This window comes from Methylobacterium sp. J-072, assembly GCF_022829425.1.
Classification (GTDB): domain Bacteria; phylum Pseudomonadota; class Alphaproteobacteria; order Rhizobiales; family Beijerinckiaceae; genus Methylobacterium.
In genome coordinates, this window is the sequence record NZ_JAKSYK010000180.1 from 55,076 (window position 1) to 70,965 (window position 15,890).

Annotated in this window: 9 protein-coding genes; 5 read left to right on the forward strand and 4 right to left on the reverse strand. The window is 69.8% G+C overall.

Features of this window, described 5'->3' with window-relative positions:
* Positions 1 to 13: 13 nt before the first annotated feature.
* The 4 genes from MKK67_RS21670 to MKK67_RS21685 all read right to left on the reverse strand — a co-directional run bounded on the left by MKK67_RS21670 (position 14) and on the right by MKK67_RS21685 (position 8,390).
* Positions 14 to 3,457 carry an efflux RND transporter permease subunit gene (locus MKK67_RS21670; protein WP_243969298.1) on the reverse strand — a complete coding sequence of 1,148 codons (3,444 nt, stop codon included), beginning with the start codon at positions 3,455 to 3,457 and terminating at the stop codon, positions 14 to 16.
* On the reverse strand, positions 3,454 to 6,579 hold the full coding sequence (locus tag MKK67_RS21675; protein ID WP_243969300.1) for an MdtB/MuxB family multidrug efflux RND transporter permease subunit: 3,126 nt from the start codon (positions 6,577 to 6,579) through the stop codon (positions 3,454 to 3,456). Before MKK67_RS21675 ends, MKK67_RS21670 begins: the two co-directional genes overlap by 4 nt.
* Positions 6,580 to 6,601: 22 nt before the next feature.
* Positions 6,602 to 7,996, reverse strand: a complete 1,395-nt coding sequence (locus MKK67_RS21680) for an MdtA/MuxA family multidrug efflux RND transporter periplasmic adaptor subunit (RefSeq protein WP_243969302.1) — start codon at positions 7,994 to 7,996, stop codon at positions 6,602 to 6,604.
* A 214-nt stretch (positions 7,997 to 8,210) separates the two neighbouring features.
* Positions 8,211 to 8,390: a hypothetical protein gene (locus tag MKK67_RS21685; RefSeq protein WP_243969305.1), complete on the reverse strand. Its 180-nt coding sequence runs from the start codon at positions 8,388 to 8,390 to the stop codon at positions 8,211 to 8,213.
* A gap of 326 nt (positions 8,391 to 8,716) precedes the next feature.
* Between MKK67_RS21685 and MKK67_RS21690 the strand changes: the two genes are divergently transcribed.
* From MKK67_RS21690 to MKK67_RS21710, 5 genes are all read left to right on the forward strand, one after another.
* Positions 8,717 to 9,871: an aminotransferase gene (locus MKK67_RS21690; protein WP_243969307.1), complete on the forward strand. Its 1,155-nt coding sequence runs from the start codon at positions 8,717 to 8,719 to the stop codon at positions 9,869 to 9,871.
* An 81-nt stretch (positions 9,872 to 9,952) separates the two neighbouring features.
* The gene (locus tag MKK67_RS21695) at positions 9,953 to 10,453 is read left to right on the forward strand and encodes a DUF4112 domain-containing protein (RefSeq protein ID WP_243969309.1); all 501 of its coding nucleotides are present in this window, start codon (positions 9,953 to 9,955) and stop codon (positions 10,451 to 10,453) included.
* A gap of 220 nt (positions 10,454 to 10,673) precedes the next feature.
* Positions 10,674 to 11,888, forward strand: coding sequence for an ABC transporter permease (locus MKK67_RS21700; RefSeq protein WP_243969311.1), 1,215 nt, complete (start codon positions 10,674 to 10,676; stop codon positions 11,886 to 11,888).
* Between the two features lie 401 nt (positions 11,889 to 12,289).
* On the forward strand, positions 12,290 to 12,841 hold the full coding sequence (locus MKK67_RS21705) for a MucR family transcriptional regulator (RefSeq protein WP_243969313.1): 552 nt from the start codon (positions 12,290 to 12,292) through the stop codon (positions 12,839 to 12,841).
* Positions 12,842 to 13,050: 209 nt separating this feature from the next.
* Complete coding sequence (locus MKK67_RS21710; protein ID WP_243969315.1) at positions 13,051 to 15,834, forward strand: EAL domain-containing protein; 2,784 nt, start codon at positions 13,051 to 13,053, stop codon at positions 15,832 to 15,834.
* The last annotated feature ends 56 nt before the right edge of the window (positions 15,835 to 15,890 follow it).

Here is a 15,890-nt window from a genome sequence, read left to right on the forward strand (position 1 = left end):
GAAAACGAACGCATCACTCTCCGGCCGGCAGTGCCGCTGCGCCGCCGGGCCCGGCGCCGCGGCGGCGGCGGGCGAGCACCCGGTGCCGGAGGCGGTCGAGGGTCAGGTAGACGACGGGGGTGGTGTACAGGGTCAGGATCTGGCTCACGATCAATCCGCCCACGATGGCGATGCCCAGCGGCCGGCGCAGCTCGGCCCCCTCGCCGGTGGCCAGGATCAGCGGCACGGCGCCGAGCATCGCGGCCAGCGTGGTCATCATGATCGGCCGGAAGCGCACGAGACAGGCCTCACGGATCGCGTCCACGGGATTCGCGCCCCGGGTCCGCTCGGCGTCGAGGGCGACGTCGATCATCATGATCGCGTTCTTCTTCACGATGCCGATCAGCAGGAACACCGCGATCAGCGCGATGATGGTGAATTCGGTGCCGGTCACCAGCAGGGCCAGCACCGCGCCAACGCCGGCCGACGGCAGGGTCGAGAGGATCGTCAGCGGGTGCACGAAGCTCTCGTACAGGATGCCGAGCACCGCGTAGACCGCCAGGATCGCGGCCAGGATCAGCAGCGGCTGGCGCGAAGCCGAAGCGACGTAGTTCTTGGCCGCGCCGGCATATTCGCCGTGGATCGTGGCCGGCAGACGCAGAGACGACATCGCCCGGTCGATCGCCTCGGTGGCGTCCGACAGGCTCTTGCCCGGCGCGAGGTTGAACGAGATCGTGGTCGCCACGAACAGGCCCTGGTGGCTCACCTGCACGGGGGCGCTGCCGGGCTCGATCCGCGCGAAGGCCGAGAGCGGGATCATGGTCTCCTTGGCGGCCGAGACGGGGGCGCTCGACGAGGCGCTGCCCTTGCTGGCCGCGATGGCGTTGGACGAGGCGTTGCGGGCGGAATCGGAGGCGATCGCGGCGGCGTTCGAGGACGCATCGGCTGTGCTCGCGGCGGCCGCGGCCGCCGCGGCGACGCCGGTGGACGCGCCGCCGACTGCCCCCGTACCGGTGGTCGCCCCGGTCGAGGCCGCGGCGCCGCTCCCCGGGCTGCTGGTGCCGGTGGCCGCGTTGGTGTTGACGCCCCCTGCCGCCGCCACGGTGCCGGCCACCGCGTTGGTGGTGGCCGAGCCCGGCGCGTTGCCCCCGGAGGTCGAGACGAAGATCTGCTTCAGGGTCTCGGGGGATTCCAGGTAGCGCGGGGCGATCTCCATCACGACGTGGTACTGGTTCAGGGGGTTGTAGATCGTCGAGACCTGGCGCTGGCCGAAGGCGTCGTAGAGCGTGTTGTCGATCTTGTTCGGGGTGATGCCGTACCGGAACGCCGTGGCGCGGTCGATCACCACCCGGGTCTCCAGGCCGCCCTCCTGCTGGTCCGAGGTGACGTCCGCGAAGGTCGGATCCTTCTGCAGGGCGGCGAGCAGCTTCGGGGCGGCGGCGAACAGCTCCTCGGCGGTGTCGCCCTGGAGGGTGTACTGGTACTGGGCGAAGCTCTGGCGCCCGCCCATCTGCAGGTCCTGGCGGGGGAAGACGTAGAGCCGCGCCCCCGCCACCTGGGCCAGCTTCGGCCGCAGCCGCGCCATCACCTCCGAGATCGGCGCCCGCTCGCCGATGGGTTTCAGGCCGATGAACACGTTGGCCGAGTTGGTGCCGCGCCCGCCCGTGAAGCCGACGACGCTCTCCACCGCCGGATCCGCACCCACAATGGTGGTGGCCTGCCGGAGCTTGGCCTCCATGGACTGGAACGAGATGCGCTGGTCGGCCTGGATGCCGCCCATCATCTGGCCGGTATCCTGCTCGGGAAAAAAGCCCTTCGGCACGATGACGTAGAGGTAGACGTTGAGCCCCACGGTGGCGAGCAGGCTCAGCAGCACCAGGCGGGGGTGGGCGAGCGCCACTTCGAGCGTCCGCGCATAGGCGTCGAGCAGCCAGGAGAAGCCGCCCTCCAGGCCGCGGATCAGAATGTTCGGGCGGCGTCCCGCCGGGCGCCCGTGCCCCTCGGGCCGCAGCAGCCGGGCACACATCATCGGTGTGGTCGTGAGCGACAACACCAAGGAAATCAGGATCGACAGCGACAGGGTGACGGAGAATTCCTGGAAGATCCGCCCGATCAGGCCGCCCATCAGCAGGATTGGCAGGAACACCGCGATCAGCGATAGGCTCATCGAGATCACCGTGAAGCCGACCTCCCGGGCGCCGATCAGCGCCGCCTCCATCCGGGGCTTGCCGTCCTCGATGTGGCGCTGGACGTTCTCCAGTACCACGATCGCGTCGTCGACCACGAAGCCGGTGCCGATGATCAGCGCGGTGAGCGACAGGATGTTGAGCGAGTAGCCCAGCAGGTACATCGCCGAGAAGGTGCCGATGATCGAGATCGGCACCGCCACCGCGGGAATCAGGGTCGCCCGGCCGGAGCGCAGGAAGGCGAACACCACCAGGATCACGAGGCCGACCGCCACCAGCAGCGTCTCCTCGGTGGCCGCCAGCGACGCCCGGATCGTGGCACTGCGGTCGCCGGTGAGCTTGATGTCGATGCCGCCCGGCAGCGCCGCGGTGAGCTGCGGCAGGGCCGCCTTCACGGCGTCGATGGTCTCGACCACGTTGGCGCCGGGCTGCTTGTAGACGAACAGCAGCACCCCGGCCTTGCCGTTGACGATGCCGAGGTTGCGCTTGTCCTCGACGCCGTCGAGCACTTGGCCCACATCCGTGAGCTTCACCGCGGCGCCGTTGCGGTAGGCCACGATGATGTCGCGGTAATCCTCGGCCTTGCGGCCCTGGTCGTTGGCGTAGAGCTGGTAGCGCCGGCCCCCGGCATCGATCTCGCCCTTGGGCGAGTTGGCGTTGGCCGAGGCGAGCGCCGCCCGGATGCCCTCCAGGCCGATGCCGTAGTTGAACAGGGCGGTGGGATCGAGCTCCACCCGCACCGCCGGCAGGGACGAGCCGCCGATATCGACGTTGCCGACGCCGGGCAGCTGCGACAGCTTCTGCTGCACCACGGTGGCGGCGGAATCGTAGACTTGGCCGCGCGTCAGCGTCTCCGAGGTCAGGCCCAGGATGATGATCGGCGTGTCGGCGGGGTTGAACTTGCGGTAGGTCGGGTTCTGCCTGAGCGAGGCCGGCAGGTCGGCACGCGCCGCGTTGATCGCCGCCTGCACGTCGCGCGCCGCCCCGTCGATGTCGCGGTTCAGGCCGAACAGCAGCACGATCCGAGTGGAGCCGAGCGCGTTCGTGGAGGTCATCTCGTTGACGTCCGCGATGGCGCCGAGCCGCCGTTCGAGGGGCGCCGCCACGGTGGTCGCCATGGTCTCAGGGCTTCCGCCCGGCATCTGGGCCTGGACCAGGATCACGGGGAAGTCGATCTGCGGCAGCGGCGCCACCGGCAGCTTCAGGAACGCGAACAGGCCGGCGAGCAGCACGCCGATCGTGAGCAGCGTGGTCGCGACCGGCCGGCGGATGAACGGCTCGGAGATGTTCACGGCAGCGCCTCGCCGCCCGCGACATCCGGCGCCCGCCGCCCGGCGATCCGGCGCTCCAGCCGATCAAAGGCCAAATAAATCGCCGGGGTCGTGAACAGGGTCAGAATCTGGCTGACGATCAGGCCGCCGGCGATGCAGATGCCGAGCGGCTGGCGCAGCTCCGAGCCGACGCCGGTGCCGAGGATCAGCGGTACCGCGGCGAACAGGGCCGCCAGCGTCGTCATCAGGATCGGGCGGAAGCGCAGCAGGCAAGCCTGGAAGATCGCTTCCCGGGGATCGAGCCCGTCCTCGCGCTCGGCCTGGAGCGCGAAGTCGATCATCATGATCGCGTTCTTCTTCACGATGCCGATCAAGAGCACGATGCCGATCACTGCGATGATGTCGAGGGACAGGCCGAACAGCATCAGGCCGAGCAGCGCCCCGATGCCGGCGGACGGTAGGGTCGACAGGATCGTGATCGGGTGGATGAAGCTCTCGTAGAGCACGCCCAGCACGATGTAGACGGTGATGATCGCCGCGAGCACCAGGAACAGCTCGTTGCTGAGCGCCGACTGGAACGCGAAGACCGAGCCCTGCGGCACCACCCGGAACGAGGGCGGCAGGTCGATCGCGGCCTTGGCCTGCTCGATCGCCTCGACCGCCTGCCCGAGGGCCGCCCCGGGGGCGAGGTTGAACGACACCGTGGTGGCGGGGAACTGCCCGAGATGCGAGATCAGCAGGGGCGCCCGCCGCTCGCTGATCCGCGCCACCGCGGAGAGCGGCACCTGGCCGTTGGTCGCCGTCGAGGACGGCAGGTAGATCGTCTCGAGGCTGCGCACGGTCGTGTGCAGGCTCGGGTCGGCCTCCAGGATCACCCGGTATTGGTTGGACTGGGTGAAGATCGTCGAGATGATCCGCTGGCCGAAGGCGTCGTAGAGGGCGTTGTCGATGGTCGCCGGGGTGATGCCGTAGCGGCCCGCGGTGGGGCGGTCGATGGTGACGTAGGCGGCCAACCCTTGAGCCTGGTGGTCGCTCGCCACGTCGGCGACCACGGGGGATTTCGCCAGGGCTTCGGTGAAGCGCGGCACCCAGGTCTCGAAATCGTTGAGGTTCGGGGTCTCGAGGATGACTTGGTACTGGGTCGCCGAGACCGCGGTGTCGATGGTCAGGTCCTGGACCGGCTGCATGTACAGACGCATGCCCGGCTCGGCCCGGGTCGCCGCGTTGATCCGCCGGATGATCGCACCGGCCGAATCCGTCCGCTGGTCGCGCGGCTTGAGATTGATCAGCATCCGGCCGGAATTGAGCGTGACGTTCTGGCCGTCGACCCCGATGAACGAGGACAGGCTCGCCACGTCCGGATCCTGCAGGACGAGCGCGGCCATCCGCTGCTGGCGCTCGGCCATTGCGCCGTAGGAGACCGACTGGTCCGCCTGGGTGATGCCCTGGATCACCCCGGTATCCTGCACCGGGAAGAAGCCCTTGGGGATGACCACGAACAGGTAGACCGTGAGGACCAGGGTCCCGAGGGCCACCAGCAGGGTCAGGCCCTGATGGTTCAGCACCACCTGGAGCGCGCGGCCGTAGGCGGCGATGGTGCCGTCGGTGGCGCGCCGGCCCGCGCGGGCGAACACGCCCTCGCGGCGGCGGATCTGGGCCTCGGGGGCGTGCTTGAGCAGGCGCGCGCACAGCATCGGCACCAGCGTCAGCGAGACCACCGCGGAGATCACGATGGTGGCCGCCAGCGTGATCGCGAATTCGTGGAACAGGCGCCCGACCACATCGCCCATGAACAGCAGCGGGATCAGCACCGCGATCAGCGAGACGGTGAGCGAGATGATCGTGAAGCCGATCTCGCGCGACCCCTTGAGCGCCGCCTCCAGGGGCGAATCGCCGGCCTCGACGTGACGGGCGATGTTCTCGATCACCACGATGGCGTCGTCGACCACGAAGCCGGTGGCGATGGTCAGCGCCATCAGCGACAGGTTGTCGAGGGAGAAGCCGTACAGGTCCATCACCGACAGGGCGCCGATCAGCGACAGCGGCACCGACAGGCTCGGAATCAGGGTCGCCGACAGGCTGCGCAGGAACAGGAAGATCACCAGCACGACCAGCGCGATCGCCAGGCCCAGCTCGAACTGCACGTCCTCCACGGAGGCGCGGATCGTGGTGGTGCGGTCGGTGAGCGGCGTCACCGCCACAGCGGTCGGCAGGCTCGCCTGCATCTGGGGGAGCAGCGCCTTGATCTTGTCGACCGTGGCGATGACGTTGGCGCCCGGCTGGCGCTGGATGTTGAGGATCACCGCCGGCGTCCCGTCGGCCCAGGCGCCGAGCTTGGTGTTCTCCGGCCCCTCGACCACGTCGGCGACCTCCGAGAGCATCACCGGGGCGCCGTTGCGATACGCGATGATCGCCGCGTTGTAGGCCTTCGGGTCGCGAATCTGGTCGTTGGCGTTGATCGCGTAGGATTGCTTCGGCCCGTCGATCGAGCCCTTGGGGGTGTTGACGTTGAGGTTGGTGATGGTCGTGCGCAAATCGTCGATGTTCAGCCCGTAGGCAGCGAGCGCCCGGGCGTTGAACCGCACCCGCACGGCCGGCCGCTGGCCGCCCGAGATGCTGACGAGGCCGACGCCGGCCACCTGGCTGATCTTTTGGGCCAGGCGCGACTCGGCCAGGTCCCGGACCTGGGTCAGCGGCATGGTCTTGGAGGTCAGCGCCAGGGTCAGGACGGGCGTGTCGGCCGGGTTGACCTTGGCGTAGATCGGCGGCGCCGGCAGGTCCGACGGGAGCAGGTTGCCGGCGGCGTTGATCGCCGCCTGGACCTGCTGCTCGGCGATGTCGAGGGGCAGGTCCAGGTTGAACTGCAGCGTGATGACCGAGGCGCCCGCGGAGGATTGCGAGGTCATCTGGTTGAGGTTGGCGAGCTGGCCGAACTGCCGCTCCAGCGGCGCCGTGACCGAGGAGGTCATCACCTCGGGGCTCGCGCCCGGATAAAAGGTCTGGATCTGGATCGTCGGGTAGTCGACGGCCGGCAGCGCCGAGACCGGCAGGTTCAGGTACGAGACGCCGCCGACGATCAGGATCGCCAGCATCAGGAGCGTCGTGGCGACCGGACGGAGGATGAAGAGGCGGGACGGGTTCATGGCAGGCGCACCATGGCCGGGCTCACTGCGCCGACCGGCGCCCGTGCCGGCGGCCGCCCTCCGGTGCTGCCGGAGGGGCGGTCTCGACCGTCCCGTTCGGCCCGGCGGCCGGCTTCGCACCCGGCTTGTCGCCCGCCCCCGTAACCGCCCCGGTCGCGCCCGCCGCCTGCGCGCCGTCGGTGATCCGCACCTCGGCGCCGTCCTTGAGCCGGTCGGTGCCGTCGGTGACGATCCGGTCGCCCGGCTTCAGGCCGGAGACCACGACGGTGTTGGTCCCGTCGGTCTCGCCGGTCTTGATGGGCCGGACCGTGACCTTGCTGTCCCCGTCCATCAGGTAGACGTAGGTGCCGGGCGTGCCCTGGAGCAGGCCGGAATTCGGCACCAGCGTCGCCGCCCGCACCGTGTCGACGGTGAGCTTGGCGTTGACGAACTGGTTCGGGAACAGCTCCTCGTCGGCGTTGTCGAACAAAGCCCGCAGCTTCACCGTGCCGGTGGTCGTGTCGATCTGGTTGTCGACCGTGTCGAGGGTGCCGACCGCGATCTGGTGGGCGTCGCCGCGGTCGTAGGCGCGCACGGCGAGCTTGGCGCCGGCCCGGACCTGGCGCATCACCCGGGCGACGTCGTCCTCCGGCAGGGTGAAGATCACCGAGATCGGGTGAAGCTGGGTCACCACCACGATCGCCGTGGAGGCGGCCGAGATGTAGTTGCCCTGGTCGACCTGACGCAGGCCGACCCGCCCGTCCACCGGCGACGTGACGTGGGTGTAGGCGATGTTGAGCTTCTGCTGGTCGACCAGCGCCTGATCGGCCGCCACCGTGCCCTCGTTCTGCTTCACCAGGGCGGCTTGCGTGTCGACATTCTGCTTGGAGATCGAATCCTGCCGGTTCAGGGTCTGATAGCGCTGGAAGTCGAGCTTCGAGTTCTGCAGCAGCGCCTGGTCGCGGGCGAGCTGGCCCTGGTACTGGGCGAGCAAAGCCTCGTAGGGCCGGGAATCGATCTGGGCGAGCTCGTCGCCGGCCTTGACCGCCTGGCCCTCGCGGAACTTCACCGCCATCAGGTAGCCGCTGATCTGCGACTTCACCGTCACGGTGGCGAGCGGCGTCACGGTGCCGAGCCCCTGGAGCACCACCGGCATGTCGCCGGTCGTCACGCTGGCGATGCCCACCGCCTGCGCCATGTCCCCGCCGCCGTGACGGCCGCCGCGACCGCCGCCCTTGTGGGCCGCGGTCGGCTCGGCGCCCTTGTCGGTGCGGGCCTCGTACCAGCGATGGCCGATCGCCCCGGCCCCCGCCAGCAAGGCCAGGATCACCAGCCAGCGGATCGGCCGGAAGCGCCGCGTGCGGACCTCGCGCGCCGGCGCCTCGCCGGGCTGGTAGGCGCGCGCCGTGTCGGTGCGGATCGGTGAACTCTCGTTCATGCCTGACTAGAGCACATGCCGGACGCCTGCGCGACCGGCGGTACCCTATCCCTCGCTGTGCACGCCCCCATGGCGCATGTCCCGGCCGCCCGATGCTTCGCGGCTCGGACGGTCGCCTCTCGGCCTAAGCGGCTATACGGGCCGGACGGCGTCGGGCCGCTGCGGCATATTCCATCGCCGGGCAGGCGTTGGATGCCCGGCCAATGCGCCGTCACTAGGGCGACGAGGTTTCAGCCGTGTTGCTGGGCTCCGCGGCGGACGGATCCGGTGTCGCATAGGCCTTCAGCACCGCGCGGAACGGCGCGTCCACGGGCGCGACCGGCAGCGCCAGCCGGAGGGCGAGGCCGGTTCCGGAGATCAGCAGGGCGAGGAGGAGGCAGCGTGTCGTCCGCATGGTCGCATCCGGTGGCACCGGACACGCTACCAGACCGATCGGGCCTCGACATGACGAAAAGGGCCACCGATCCGGAGATCGATGGCCCTGATGACGAAGACCGAAGCGGCGTCTCTGATGACGGGGCGAGGGGGCAAAGCCCCGCCGGCGAGAGCGCCGCTCCGGCCGTGAAACGAACCTACGATACGACTGATGAAAGTCAACATTCGTCACAAGCGCGGCCGGCGCGGGATCGCCGGGTCTGTGCGGCCGCGCACATTCCGCACGCCGCCGACCCCATGCTACATCCCGGCCATGCTCCGATCGTCCGCCGCGCCCGACCTCGCATGAACCCGGTCTTCGCCACCCTGCCGACCACGGTGTTCGAGACCATGTCGCGACTCGCCCGCGCCCACGACGCGGTCAATCTCGGGCAGGGCTTTCCCGACGATCCCGGCCCGGCCGATGTGCGCGAGCGCGGCGCCCGGGCGCTGCTCGATGGCTGGAACCAGTACCCGCCGATGATGGGGCTGCCGGCCCTGCGCGAAGCGGTGGCCGCCCATTACGCCCGGCACCAGGGCCTCGCCCTCGACCCCGAGACCGAGGTGATGGTGACCTCCGGGGCTACGGAGGCCCTGGCCGGCGCCCTGCTGGCCCTGATCGAGCCCGGCGACGAGGTCGTGCTGTTCGCACCCATGTACGACGCTTACCTGCCGCTGGTGCAGCGGGCCGGCGGCGTGCCGCGGATCGTCGCCCTGCAACCGCCGGCCTTCCGGCTCGACGAGGCGGCGCTCGCCGCGGCGTTCGGCCCGCGCACCAAGGTTTTGGTGCTGAACAACCCGCTCAACCCGAGCGCGACCCTGTTCGCGCCGGACGACCTGGCGTTGCTCGCCCGGTACTGCACGCGCTTCGACGTCACCGCGATCTGCGACGAGGTCTGGGAGCACGTGGTCTTCGACGGCGCCCGCCACCAGCCGCTGATGGCGCTGCCCGGGATGCGCGAGCGGACGGTCAAGATCGGCTCGGCCGGAAAGATCTTCTCGCTCACCGGCTGGAAGGTCGGCTTCGTGATGGCCGATGCCCGGCTGATGCGGGTGCTCGCCAAGGCGCACCAGTTCCTGACCTTCACCACGCCCCCCAACCTCCAGGACGCGGTGGCCTACGGCCTCGCCAAGCCGGATTTCTGGTTCGAATCCATGCGGGCGGGCTACGCGGCTTCCCGGGATCGGCTGGCCTCGGGCCTGCGCGACCTCGGCTTCCGGGTGCTGCCGGCGCAGGCCACGTGGTTCCTCAACATCGACATCGCGGATCTCGGCTATGCCGACGACGTGGCCTTCTGTGAGGCACTGGTCGCCCGCCACGGGGTCGCCGCGATCCCGGTGAGCGCGTTCTACCCGGACGGCTCCGTGCGCAGCCTCGTGCGCCTGTGCTTCGCCAAGGCCGACGCCACCCTGGACGCGGCCCTGGAGCGGATGCGGGGCGTCGCCGGGGGTGCGGCATGATGGTCGCAGGCCCCCGCCTTGCGGGGATCCGGCCGGGGGGCCACGTCGTTGACTGTGATGGCTCTCCGACGGATCCCCGCGATGGAATTCACCCAGGCTTCCCGACAGGCTCCCGGGGCCGGACCCTTCGCCGGCGCCAAAACCTTTGCCGGCAGCGCATCGACGCGGCTGCCGCCGTTCCTGTCGACGGATCTCGACCGGGAGGCGAGCCTCGCCCGGCTGGAGACCCTGGCCCATTTCATGGACACGGCCTTCGTGATCCCGGGGATCAACCGGCGGGTCGGGTTCGACGCGCTGATCGGCCTCGTGCCGGTGATCGGCGACGTGGCCGGCATGGTGATCTCGTCCTTCATCGTCTACGAGGCCAAGCGCCTGGGCGCGCCGCGCTGGCTGGTGGCCCGGATGGGGCTGAACGTCGCCTTCGACGGTCTGCTCGGCGTGGTGCCCCTGGCGGGCGACCTGTTCGACGCCGCCTTCAAGGCCAACCGCCGCAACGTCCGCCTGCTGCGTCGCTGGATGGAGCGCACCGGCGGCGTCCGCCCGAACGAGATCGAAGGCACCGCGATCCGCCTCGACGCCTGATTCTTTTTCGCGAGTCGCGATCGGACGAGGCTGCTTTCACACCTGTGAACGTCGCTTTCGCGCACCGCGAACTTCGGTATTCCCACATAGCCGTATGCCGGACGCGACGCGCCCCCTCTCCCGAGCGGGAGAGGGGACCCGCGCGTCATCCGGTATCGCCTGGATCCGGTAACCTGCTCTGTCATAGCAAGAATCTTCTAGTTCTGCAGGGGCGGCGGCCATGAACGAGATCGCGCGCCCCGGCGAGAGCGAGGTCGTCCCGGCGCCGATGCCGGGCGCCCAGCCGATCGTCTTGCGGCCCGATGAGGCCGTTCCGGCGCCGGCCCCGGTCTCGGATGGCCGCGGCTGGCTGTCGCCGCTCGCCCGGCGCCGGCTCGACAATTTCCGCCGCAACCGCCTCGGCTACGGGTCGTTCCTGATCTTCGCCGCGCTGTTCGTTCTCAGCCTGTTCGCCGAGTTCATCGCCAACGACCGCCCGATCGTCCTCTCCTACAAGGGCGAGTGGCTGGTCCCGGTGCTGGTCGACTACCCGGAGGAGAAGTTCGGCGGCTTCCTGGCGGTGACGGATTTCCGCTCCCCCGAGATCCGCAAGGAGATCGCCGAGCACGGATGGGCGCTCTGGCCGCCGATCCGGTTCTCCTACGACACGATCAACGAGGACCTGCCCACCCCCTCGCCGTCGCCGCCGACCTGGATGCTCTCGGACGCCCAGTGCAAGCCGGTGGCCGAAAAACTCGGCGGGGCGACCTGCGCCGACATCCCCTGGCACTGGCTCGGCACCGACAACACCACCCGGGACGTGCTGGCGCGGGTGATCTACGGCTTCCGGATCTCGGTGCTGTTCGGGCTGATCCTGGCCGCGGTCTCCTCGGCGATCGGGGTCGTGGCCGGGGCGGTGCAGGGCTATTTCGGCGGCTGGGTCGATCTCGCCTTCCAGCGGTTCATCGAGGTCTGGGGCGGCATCCCGACCCTCTACCTGATCATCATCATCTCGGCCTTCATCGCGCCCGGCTTCTTCGTGCTGCTCGGGATCATGCTGCTGTTCTCGTGGGTGGCCTTGGTCAGCGTCGTGCGCGCCGAGTTTTTGCGGGCGCGCAACTTCGAATACGTCCGGGCCGCGCGCGCCCTCGGCCTCTCGAACCTGCGCATCATGACGGTTCATCTTCTGCCGAACGCCATGGTGGCGACGCTGACCTTCCTGCCGTTCATCCTCAACGGTTCGATCACCACCCTGACCTCCCTGGACTTCCTGGGCTTCGGCCTGCCGCCGGGCTCGCCCTCGCTCGGGGAGCTGCTCGCTCAGGGCAAGGACAACCTCACGGCCCCATGGCTCGGGCTCACCGGATTCCTGGTCATCGCCGTGATGCTGAGCTTGCTGGTCTTTGCCGGCGAAGCAGTGCGCGACGCCTTCGACCCCCGCAAATCCTTCGCCTGAGACCGAATCGGCCGTCGGTGCGGGGCCGGAACCCACAGCCGATCCGCGTGTCTGCAAAAATATTTTGTGTCTTCGCGGCAAGACAGGTCGACGGCCGGGAAAGACTCGCCAAGACCGCCCGCGGCGATCGCTCATCTAGGCCGTAACGGTCTCTCCCGCCAACGAAAACCCTGTTTCGGGCTCGCGCCAGCATTCGTCGCATCTGCCAGGATAAAGGGCTGCGCAAGTGTGGTGAAAATCCGGCCAATGCAACTTCAACCTGTAACCGTGGCCGGTCGATGCAGACCTGAACTTTCAATCGATCACACGGAATTGTATGGGTCACCTTGCTTTTTTCGGTGGCTGTCTTAACTCGCAGTCAGAGGCTACCTCAACGAGCGTCAAACCCAGGGAAAGTGAGAATGTCCGAAGAAGCGCCGGCATCCCAAGTGCACTATATCGAACGGACCGTGGACGTCGTCGCGGCCTATGTCGCCAACAACTCCCTGCCCCCCACCGAATTGCCGTCGCTCATCGCGAGCATCCACGAGGCGCTCAATGCGATCGCCTCCGGACCTTCCACTGCGGCTGAAGACACTGTCGATCGGCCGACCCCGGCCCAGATCCGCAAGTCGATCCGGCCCGATGGTCTGATCAGCTTCATCGATGGCAAGTCGTACAAGACGCTGAAGCGTCACTTGACCAAGCACGGCCTCGACCCGCAGGCCTACCGCGAGCGCTACGGCCTGCCGGCCGATTACCCGACGACCTCGGCGAACTATTCGGCGCAGCGTTCGGCCCTGGCCAAGAGCCTCGGCCTCGGCCAGCCCGGCCGGTCCCAGCAGGCCGACAAGGAGTCGGACGCCGAGACCAATGCGGAGCCGACACCCGTGCCGGCTCGCGGCCGCCGCAAGACCGAGTCCGCCCCGGCTGCCAAGACCCGCTCCAGCCGTAAGGCCGTCGAAGCCGCCTGAGGCTTCTGCCGCACCTCCCTCCGCGCCATCAGGTGCGGAGGGAGGTGGGAGCGATCCCTTAGCCCTCTTGCTGGATCGCCATTTTTATCGGCGCGAAGCACACACCCGACACGATTGTAGAAGCGCCCGCCAATCTTCGCGATCGACACAATAACTCGTTAACGGGACCACTATAGCGCTATTATAGAGCGTTATTAGAGCGTGTCCTGGTGGGTTCGAAGTCTAATATCCCGTTCGTCGCATGGGCGACCCGGTGCAGCTGGCGGCGCGCCTTCGACCTGCGCGCCTGGGCGGCGCTCGGGCTCGCGCTGGTCATCACGGGCTCGGCCGCCCTGTTCATCGTCCACCTGGAAACGCGGGCGGTCGAGGACAACGAGCGCAGCCTCGGCGGCCTCGCCACGATCCTGTCCGACCAGGCCGACCGGGCCCTGCAGGCGATCGAGCTGGTCCAGGACGCCGTGCTGGCCGAGTTCCGCACGGCGGGCATCGCCACGCCCGAGCACTATGCCGAAGCGGCCTCCCGGCCGGCCATGCACGCGGCCCTGCAGACCTGGATCGCGGCGCTGCCGCAGGCGAACGCCATCACGCTGATCGACCGGACCGGACGGCTACTCAATTTCAGCCGCTACTGGCCGATCCCGACCATCAACATCGCCGACCGGGACTACTTCAAGGCGCTCTCCACCGACCCGAACCTGCAGCGCTACGTCGGCCGGCCGGTGGCGAACCGGGGCGACGGCGCCTGGACGATCTACATCGCCCGGAAGGTCGCGGCCCCGGACGGCACGTTCCTCGGCCTGATCCTGGGCGCGGTGGAGCTCGGCTATTTCCAGGGCCTGTACGACCAGACCGCACCGGCGGACGACGCCGTCGTCTCGCTGTTTCGCAACGACGGCATGCTGCTGGTCCGGCACCCGCAGCGCGAAGGGACGATCGGCCGGATCTTCCCCCGGGCCGGCGCATCCCTGATCACCGCGCGGACCGCGCAGGGCGGCGCCACGCGCACCGTCAGCCCGATCGACGGCCAGGATCGGCTGATCGCCGCCCGCGCCCTCGAAAACTACCCGCTGGTCCTCAGCATCAGCCGCACCGCGGAGGCTTGCCTGGCGGCGGCGCGCCAGCAGGCGGCCATCGTGGGCGCGGCGGCGATCCTGCTGGATCTCGGCCTGCTCGGGCTGGTCCTGCTCGGCCGGCGGCAGGCCCGCGCGCAGGAACGGCTCGCTCAGTCCGAGGCCGCCCGGGCCGCGGCCGAGGCCCGCGAGCGCGGCGAGCGGGCCTTGCGCCTGCAGGATGCCCGGTTCGGCATCGCCCTCGACAACATGGTCCAGGGCCTGTGCCTGTTCGACCGGGACGGCACCCTCATCGTCATGAACGCGCGCTACGCGCGGATGTACGCGGTCCCCGATGCCCTGCGGCGGCCCGGGACCGCGCTGGCCGCCCTCCTCGACCATCTGGGTGCGCGGGAGCGCGGTCTCGGCGCGGCGGCCGCGGCGGCCCTGGTGGCGGCCTGCGAGCGCACCGCCGCGCAGGGCCATCCGGTCTCGCTGACCTGCGACTTCGCCGACGGGCGGGCGGTCGATGTGGTCCACGCCCCGATCCCCGGCGGCGGCTGGCTCTGCACCCACGAGGACGTCACCGAGCGCCGCCGGAGCGAGGCCCGGGTCGCCCACATGGCCCGGCACGACGCGCTCACCGGCCTGCCGAACCGCCTGGTCCTGAAGGAGCGCATGGATGCGGCGCTCGCCCGCTGCGATGCGCGCGCGCCGGCGACCGTGCTGTGCCTCGACCTCGACGGGTTCAAGACCGTCAACGACACCTACGGGCATCCGGTCGGCGACGCGCTGCTCTGCGCGGTGGCGGCCCGGTTCGCCGCCACGGTGGCGGGCGACGACCTCGTGGCCCGGCTCGGCGGCGACGAGTTCGCCATCGTCCTCGGCGCGGCCGCCCTGCCGACGGACGCGGCGCGCCTGGCCCGCTGCCTGGTCGCGGCGCTCGAAGCGCCGGTGACCGTGAACGGCCACAGCCTCGCGATCGGCACCAGCATCGGCATCGCGAGTGCCGACGACGCGTCCGGCACCGCCGCCACGCTCCTGCGGCAGGCCGACATCGCCTTGTACCAGGCCAAGGCCGCCGGGCGTGGCACCTGGCGCTTCTTCGACCCGGCCATGGATGTCGAGATCCAGCGGCGCCGCCAGCTCGGAACCGACCTGCGCCGGGCCCTGGCCGAGGGCGAGTTCGCCCTGCATTTCCAGCCGATCGTCGGGGCGCACAGCCAGGCCCTGCACGGCTTCGAGGCCCTGCCCCGCTGGCACCACCCGGAGCACGGCGAGGTCGGCCCGGCGGAGTTCATCCCGCTGGCCGAGGAGGTCGGGCTGACCAAGCCGCTGGGCGCCTGGATCCTCGCCGCCGCCTGCCGGGCGGCCGCATCCTGGCCGGACCCGGTCCGGGTCTCGGTCAACCTGTCGCCCCAGTCCTTTGCCGCCGACGGGCTCGAGGCGGATGTGCGGACCGCGCTCGCCGAGAGCGGCCTGAGCCCGGAGCGCCTGGAACTCGAGATCACCGAATCGGTCCTGCTGCGGGACAATGCCGCGAACCTGTCGCTCCTGCGGGCGCTCCGCGCCGCAGGCGTGCGGATCGCCATGGACGCGTTCGGGACCGGGTATTCGAGCCTCGGCACCCTGCACCGGTTCCCGTTCGACCGGCTCAAGATCGACCCGGGCTTCGTGCGCAGCCTCGCCCGCGACGGCGGCAGCGTCGAGATCCTGCGGGCCATGATCTGGCTCGGGCGCGCCCTGAAGATCGACGTCCTCGCCGAGGGCGTCGAGACCCCCGAGCAGGCCCGGATCCTGCGCGAGGAAGGCTGCCACGAGCTGCAGGGCACCCTGTTCGGCCGGCCCGCCCCGGTGGCCGACCTCGCCGCGATCCTGGCCCGGACCGCCGACAGCCTGCGCAAGCCCGAGGCCGGTCAGGCCCGCGACGGCGTGGCGGCCTGACCGAGAGCCGGAGCTTCGTCAGGGCTCCGCCCTGATAACCCGCCAAAGGGCTGAGC